At 66.9% G+C, this 6,994-nt stretch carries 8 protein-coding genes and 1 pseudogene; 4 read left to right on the top strand and 5 right to left on the bottom strand.

Annotation, left to right across the window (positions count from 1 at the left end):
- Window positions 1-108: pseudogene (locus ABIB29_RS11565) on the bottom strand (phage holin family protein); the annotation flags it as partial.
- The gene (locus tag ABIB29_RS11560) at window positions 105-971 is read right to left on the bottom strand and encodes an ATP synthase subunit B family protein (RefSeq protein WP_354172881.1); all 867 of its coding nucleotides are present in this window, start codon (window positions 969-971) and stop codon (window positions 105-107) included. The gene ABIB29_RS11560 and the pseudogene ABIB29_RS11565, both read right to left, overlap by 4 nt.
- A 193-nt stretch (window positions 972-1,164) precedes the next feature.
- Here ABIB29_RS11560 and ABIB29_RS11555 point away from each other — a divergent pair, with 193 nt between their 5' ends.
- Window positions 1,165-2,085 (top strand): spermidine synthase, encoded by a 921-nt coding sequence (locus ABIB29_RS11555; protein ID WP_354172909.1) that lies wholly within the window; start codon window positions 1,165-1,167, stop codon window positions 2,083-2,085.
- A 29-nt stretch (window positions 2,086-2,114) separates the two neighbouring features.
- Here ABIB29_RS11555 and ABIB29_RS11550 read toward each other — a convergent pair whose 3' ends face one another.
- A complete protein-coding gene (locus tag ABIB29_RS11550; protein WP_354172879.1) occupies window positions 2,115-3,032 on the bottom strand; it encodes a LysR family transcriptional regulator in 918 nt (305 codons plus the stop codon).
- Between the two features lie 142 nt (window positions 3,033-3,174).
- On the opposite strand from ABIB29_RS11550, the gene ABIB29_RS11545 reads away from it, so the two are divergent.
- Entirely contained in the window at window positions 3,175-3,924 is a 750-nt protein-coding gene (locus tag ABIB29_RS11545) for a 3-hydroxybutyrate dehydrogenase (protein WP_354172877.1), read from the top strand.
- 11 nt (window positions 3,925-3,935) lie between these two features.
- On the opposite strand, the gene ABIB29_RS11540 is transcribed toward ABIB29_RS11545, so the two are convergent.
- Together ABIB29_RS11540 and ABIB29_RS11535 are read right to left on the bottom strand one after the other, a co-directional pair.
- Window positions 3,936-4,172 carry a helix-turn-helix domain-containing protein gene (locus ABIB29_RS11540; protein ID WP_354172875.1) on the bottom strand — a complete coding sequence of 79 codons (237 nt, stop codon included), beginning with the start codon at window positions 4,170-4,172 and terminating at the stop codon, window positions 3,936-3,938.
- A gap of 17 nt (window positions 4,173-4,189) precedes the next feature.
- Complete coding sequence (locus tag ABIB29_RS11535; RefSeq protein ID WP_354172874.1) at window positions 4,190-4,462, bottom strand: hypothetical protein; 273 nt, start codon at window positions 4,460-4,462, stop codon at window positions 4,190-4,192.
- Between the two features lie 473 nt (window positions 4,463-4,935).
- Between ABIB29_RS11535 and ABIB29_RS11530 the strand changes: the two genes are divergently transcribed.
- Together ABIB29_RS11530 and ABIB29_RS11525 are read left to right on the top strand one after the other, a co-directional pair.
- Window positions 4,936-5,904 carry an NAD(P)-dependent alcohol dehydrogenase gene (locus tag ABIB29_RS11530; RefSeq protein WP_354172872.1) on the top strand — a complete coding sequence of 323 codons (969 nt, stop codon included), beginning with the start codon at window positions 4,936-4,938 and terminating at the stop codon, window positions 5,902-5,904.
- Window positions 5,905-6,059: 155 nt separating this feature from the next.
- Window positions 6,060-6,902 (top strand): IclR family transcriptional regulator, encoded by an 843-nt coding sequence (locus tag ABIB29_RS11525; protein WP_354172870.1) that lies wholly within the window; start codon window positions 6,060-6,062, stop codon window positions 6,900-6,902.
- Window positions 6,903-6,994: the final 92 nt, after the last annotated feature.

Here is a 6,994-nt window from a genome sequence, read left to right as displayed (position 1 = left end):
CTGCCGCATCAGCGTGGACATGTCCCGCGTGACCTCACCCAACAGATCACCCAAAGACGACGTCTCAGCCTTCACATGCGCGGCCGTGGGAGGTATTTCGCTGCTCATCGACGGCCACCGTCAAAGGGATCGTCACGGAAAGGATCCTGCCGGGTCGGGTCGGTCACCACAGGCTCGGAGGCCCAGCGGTCCTGCCGGTCACTGTCGCCGAGCGGATCGGCGTCGAGCGGGTTGGGCGGGTAGGTGTCCGCGACGCCCGCCCGCGTGGTTTCCGGGGCAGGCATCTGAACGGGCGGCGGCGGAACCGCCATGCCGGTGTCCGGGACCCTGGTTGCCCGGGCTGTGTTGGCACCGGCGGTGCCCGTTTCCGGTGCTCCGGCGCTCAGGCCGCGGCTGAGCCGCCCGGCCAGGACGCCGGCTCCGGCCGCGAGCAGCAGGAATGTGCCGGGGCGCTGGCGGGCAAAGGACTTTACCTCGGTCAGCAGCGAACCCGGATCCCGGTTCTCGAGCCAGGTAGCCACGCTCTGGGACCGCTCGGCGGCCTGACGGATAAGGTCTGTTGCGACGCCGGGCTGCTCGGAGGCGTCGGCCATGGTCGTCAACTCCGAGGAGATGGAGCGGATGCCCTCAGCGGCCTTCTGCTGCTGCGTGCCGGCCTGGTCGGTCAGATCGGACTTGGCCTGGTGCAGGAGGTCCCTGGCGTTCGTCTTCACTTCGGCGGCGACGTTGGCGGCCTCCGTTTTGGCCGTCTCCGCGACGGTCTGGGCGGAATCCGTGGCCTGGCGCTTCAGGTCGGCTGCCTCGCCCCTGGCCGCATCGGTCTTGGAGGCCCCGCCGTCGGCGGAGGTGGCGGTCGTTGAGGTCCCGCCGTTTACCGTCGGCGGGAATGTGGTTTCCGGCCGCAGGGGAGTCTGCTGGGTGGCCGTAGGAGTGCCGTAGCTACCGTCCTCGGGCCATTTGTTCTCTGTCATCTTCGCTCTCTTTTCAAGGTCGGCTGCTGATCACAAACCAGCAATAACTGGAAACATAATAGTAAGCATGATTACTAACAAATAGTAAGTACCCTTGTTTTACTTCTTGCTGCGGGCCCTGGGCGGGGCGGCGGTGAAACCGTCCCCGGCCGGTGAACTAGGCTGGAAACATGGGCAAAACGGTGCACGGCTGATGGCGAAGCGGGGCAGGGCTGCCGGCCGGAACAACACCGAAAAGGCGTCCGGAGTGGTGGAGATCCCGAAGGGCAGCCGCCCCGAGGGTCCGCTGGAGGGCATCTACTACATCGATACCGGTGACTGCGAACTGATCGCCGACCAGGACAACTCCAATGGCTGGCTGCTGCGCATCAATGGTGTGATGAGTTCGCACATCGACCTGGCGGATCCGCTCTTCCTGGACTTCGAGTACATGCGCTGGATTTCGGCCCTGGTGGAATCGCGCTGGCCGCGGGATGCCCGGCCGAAGCTGCGCACCCTGCACCTTGGCGGCGGAGCATGCTCACTGGCACGCTACTTCCACGCCGCCTACCCGGAGGCGCGCCAGGTGGTGGTGGAACTCGACGGAAAGCTGGCGGAATATGTGCGGGGCTGGTTCGACCTGCCGAAGGCGCCGCTGATGCGCCTGCGTGTGGGGGAGGCCCGCGAGGTCACCGAAAGCCTTACGCCGCAGACCCGGGACTTGATCATCCGCGATGTCTTTGCCGGCTCGCTGACGCCGCGGCCGCTCACCACGAGGGAGTTCAACGAGCACGCCAAGCGCGTCCTGGCCCCCGGCGGGATCTACGTGGTGAACTCCGGCGACGCACCGGACCTGAGGAACGCCCGCGAGGACGCCGCCACCATCGCGGACACCTTCCAGCACACCGTGATCATCGCGGACCCCGCCATGCTCAAGGGCAGGCGCTACGGCAACATGATCATGGCCGGAAGCGACCTCCCGTTCGACGACGACCCGGGACTGGCGCGGCGGCTGCTGGGCGGCGCGGTGCCCGCCCACATCTGGAACGACGCCAAGGTCCGGGCCTTTGCCGCCGGTGCGCCGGTCCGCCACGACCCGAAAACTGTGGCTCCGGCGCCGTCGACTGCTCCGTAACGGCCCATTAGCGGCCTGAAAAACGGCGGTTACGGAGCAGTCGATGCGTGCCCTCCCCGCCCCAGGAGCGCCTTGCGGTGGGCCTTCGTCTGTTCGCGCAACGCCTGCACCACCGCCGCGACAGCGGGGCGGCGCATGGAATCGGGCCGCAGCACCATCCAGTACGGCAGCAGTTCGGCGAAGTCCTCCGGCAGCAGCCGGACCAGGTCCGGATGCAGGTCCGCCGCGAAACACGGCAGGAAACCGATCCCGGCTCCGGCACGGGTAGCCTCCACATGGACAAAGACGTTAGTGGAGCTCAGGCCGTCCCGCATGGTCGGCACAAGGCGCCGCGGGGCATCCAAGTCGTCCACCTGAAGCATGGAATCCACGAAGTAGACCAGCGAATGGGTGGTAAGTTCCTCGATCGTCGCAGGGGTGCCGTACTCGGCAAGGTAATCGCGGGAGGCGTACATGCCGAGCATGTACTCACCGAGCCGGGCGGCCGCAGCCCGGTGCACCTGCGGTTCACCCACCACAACCTCGATGTCCAGCCCGGAACGCTGCTGGAGCGCCCGCCGGGTCACGGTGATGATCTCGACGCTGAGACCAGGGTGGTCCCGGCGCAGCCTGGCCACCGCGGGGGCCGCGATGTAGGCGCTGAACCCGTCCGTCGCGGTCATCCGGACGACGCCGGTGATCGGGTCCGGTACCCGGCCGGGCTGTTCGAGGGTCCGGATCGCCGCTTCCACCCGCTCGGCCACCTGCACGGCTTCCGCGCCCAGCTCCGTGAGCTCCCAGCCGCCGGAGGCGCGCGAGAGCACCCGCCCGCCCAGGGCCTTCTCCAGTGCCGCAATCCGGCGCGACACGGTGGTGTGGTTCAGCCCCAGGGACTGCGCCGCCGTCGTGAACTTCGCTGAGCGGGAGACAGCCAGAAGTACGAGCAGATCATCCGGGTTGGCGTTCATATCTGCAATTCTGCACATAAGGGGTGCTGGTTTGAGCATTGAATCGCCAACTTTGTGCGGCAATACTCAGTAAAGCTGCTCAGCGCTGTGCATCGCACCTCCTCTGGGCTGTTGACGACCGCAAACTTGAGGAGTGCAAATCATGGAGAGCAGCTTGAACGGGCGAAAGGCCCTGGTGACCGGCGGAGCCGGCGGAATCGGCGCTGCGAGCGTGCGTGCCCTGGCGGCGCGGGGAGCCAAAGTGGTGATCGCGGATATGGATGAGGCCGCGGCCGCAGCCCTCGCCGATGAGGTCGGCGGCACCTCCTGGGCGGTCAACCTGCTCGACGTCGAGGCCCTCCAGTCGGTCAGCCTGGACTGCGACATTCTCGTCAACAATGCCGGCATCCAGCACATCAGCCCGATCGAGGACTTCGATCCGGCGGACTTCCGCCGCCTCATCACGCTCATGCTGGAAGCGCCGTTCCTGCTCATCCGCGCCGCCCTGCCGCACATGTACGCCAATAACTACGGCCGGATCATCAACCTGTCCTCCGTGCACGGGCTCCGTGCCTCCCCGTTCAAGAGTGCCTATGTCTCGGCGAAGCACGGCCTGGAAGGCCTGAGCAAAGTGACGGCGCTGGAAGGCGGCGCGCACGGTGTCACCTCCAACTGCATCAACCCCGGCTACGTCCGGACGCCGCTGGTCGAGTCCCAGATCGCCGACCAGGCCAAGGTGCACGGGATCCCGGAGTCAGAGGTACTCACCAAGATCATGCTGACCGAGGCAGCCGTCAAGCGACTCGTCGAGCCGGAGGAAGTCGCCTCCCTCGTAGCCTGGCTGGCTTCTGACGACGCCGGGATGGTCACCGGCGCGAGCTACACAATGGACGGCGGCTGGTCCGCCCGGTAGCGGGCAGCTGATCAGTCAGTCTTCCCGTCGTCTTTCTTGTCGTCGGGCTGGTCCTGGGTGGCCGGCTCGGTGGCACGGCGGATGTAGTCGTTGACGGCCTCCTCCGGAACCCGGAACGAGCGGCCCACGCGCACGGCCGCGATGGCGTGTGACTTCACCAGCCGGTAGACGGTCATTTTGGACACCCGCATGGCCGCAGCGACCTCCGCGATAGTCAGAAAGTGGGAGGAGAAATTCGCTGAGCTCATATCTTCCGGGCCGTCCACTAGTCGGGGTACCGGAGTTGCCGGTAGTCGTAGAAGGTGACTTCCCCCGCCGCGCTGGCTGTCCGGAGACCCACGTAGGGGGCATCGATCACGGCCACCGTTCCCAGATGCCGGCCGTTGAACGGATCATCGCCAATGAGCACCTGACCCATCCGGAACGGAATGCGCGCTGTTCTGGCGCGGCTCACGGTTCCCCAGAGGAAGCCGGCCACGCCGCCCCGCCGGAGTTCTGGTCGTTGGTGTTGTGCCTGCGGAGATGCTGGGGACTCCATCGGAACCACTCCTTCGGGAAGCGCGCCACTCGGACTGTCGGCGGCTTCCGGACCAGCTGGGGGAGGGCCCGCCGGCCCTGCGTCCCGGCCGCTCCGTACCGCCGTGAAGTTACTGTATCCCTCAGCCCCATTCGTCACACGAGTAACTTCTACCTCTGCCAGACCGGGCACCACTTGGGACGCGGCGCCGACTACTTGCCGGGCAAGCATTCCGTCGAGCCCGATCATCATCGCCCCCATAGACTGCCACGATGACGAGGGCCATGAACACGTTCGTTGCCACCGATGCAGCCGGCCACCACGGTGACGGGAAGTCCGACGCCCGCAGTCTCTTGCGGGGGATCTCGCGAGCAGCTGGTGTCTTCGTATTCAGACAAACCGCGCACCGTGCAGACGGGGGCAAGGCCTAACGGATGGGCGTCCAGCCGTGGTAGAACCGACGAGGGTCCATCGGACAGTCAAGGAGAAACGCTATGAAAGCCATCGTCCAGGACGTGTACGGCTCTGCGGATGTGCTGGTGCTGCGCGACGTCGACACTCCCGTACCGGGCGACGATGAGGTGCTGATCCGGGTCCGTGCCGCCGGCGTCGAGCAGGGGGTCTGGCACCTTATGTCCGGTATGCCCTACCTGACCCGGGCTTTCTTCGGGTTCAAGGCTCCCAGGAACCCGATCCGTGGCAGGGAAGTTGCCGGGCGGGTGGAGGCGGTGGGGCGGAACGTCGTCGGGTTCCGTCCGGGGGATGAAGTGTTCGGGACGGCCGAGGGTTCCTTTGCCGAATTTGTCTGCGCCAAGGAGGGCAAGATCGCCCTGAAGCCGGTGAAAGCCAGCTTCGAGCAGGCAGCAGTCGTTCCTATCTCCGCCACCACGGCGCTGCAGGGCCTCCGCGACAGCGGCCAGCTCCAGCCCGGGCAGGACGTGCTGATCATTGGCGCCGGCGGCGGGGTGGGCTCCTTTGCCGTTCAGCTCGCCAAGGCGCTCGGAGCGCAGGTCACCGGAGTGTGCAGCACCGCCAAACTGGATCTGGTCAGGTCGATCGGCGCCGATCACGTCATTGACTACAAGCACGACGACTTCGCGGACGGCGCGAGGCAGTTCGACCTCATTCTCGACACGGCGGGGAACCGCCCGCTGTCGGTCCTCCGCCGGGCACTGAAACCCCGGGGAATCCTCGTGATTGTCGGCGGCGAGGGCGGCGGCCGCTGGACCGGAGGCTTTGAACGGTCACTCCGGGCCGCCCTGCTGTCCCCCTTCGTCGGGCAGAAACTCACGGGTCTGATGGCAGCGGAGCGCCAGGAGGACCTCCGCTACCTGGCCCAGCTCATCGACGCCGGTACCGTCACCCCCGTCATCGAGAAGAGTTATCCGCTGGGCGAGGCTCCGGAAGCAATCCGGCACCTGCACGGCGGACATGCCCGCGGCAAGGTGGTCATCACGGTCTGAGGAGGCCCGCTTCAGGCCTCCTCCGGCCGAGGACGGACGAGGCGGGTCATGTCCGGGATTCCAGACAGTGGGAAGGATGTCGGACGGTCCGGGGTGACGGTCGGGGCGCATGCTTAGTTACGGGATACCGGACACCGAGCACTTGAAGAGGATCCATGCCAGCTACCAGCAGCACCCCGCCAGCCGACGACGCGGCGCCCAAAACCGCGCCGGCCAAGGTGACATCCAAGGTCCCGGCGGCGGAAAATACCCTGCGCATCCTCAAACTGCTGGCCTCCAAGCGGGGGCCGATGGCGGCGTCGAACATCGCCACCGCGCTGGGGCTGCCGCGCTCCAGCGTCTACCACCTGCTGGGCGTCATGGAGGCCAACGGCTTTGTGCTGCACCTGCACGAGGAGCAGCGCTACGGGCTGGGGATCAGCGCCTTCGAACTCAGCTCGGCGTATTCGCGGCAGGAGCCGCTCTCGCGCCTGGGCCGGCCGCTGCTCGCCTCGCTGGTGGACGTGATCGGCGAGAGCGCCCACCTTGCCGTGCTGCATGGCCGCGATGTGCTCTACATCGTGGAGGAGCGGGCCAAGAACCGCCCCTCACTGGTGACCGACGTCGGGGTGCGGCTGCCGAGCCACCTCACCGCTAGCGGGCGCGCCATCCTCGCCGCGCTGCCGAAGTCGCAGGTGCGGGCGCTGTACCCCAACGCGGCCGCCTTCACTGCCCGGCATGAGACCGAATCGCCGATCATGAAGTATTCGGCGCTGTCCTCGCATCTGGACCAGGTGCGGCAGCGCGGCTACGCCACCGAACACGGAGAGGTGACGCCGGGCTTTGGCTCGATCGCGGCCGCCGTCACGGACCATGTGGGCTGGCCGACCGCCGCCGTCGCCGTGACCTTCCTCGAGGACAAACTCCCGCCCGAGGAGTGGCCCGCCCTGGCTGCCCGCGTGCGGAAAGCCGCGGACGATCTCTCCCTCCGGATCCACGGCCGCCCGCAACCCAGCTGACCACCCCACCCCACCCACACAGTTGCGCTATCACTTTTGGTCCCCATTCCCGCGGTTTAGGCACCCGAACTAATAGCGCAACGGGGTGGGAG

It is taken from the genome of Arthrobacter sp. UYEF36, from assembly GCF_040547025.1.
In the GTDB taxonomy this organism is placed as follows: domain Bacteria; phylum Actinomycetota; class Actinomycetes; order Actinomycetales; family Micrococcaceae; genus Arthrobacter.
The sequence above is the reverse complement of the archived record's forward strand: the minus strand, read 5'-3'. Positions and strand labels throughout refer to the sequence as shown.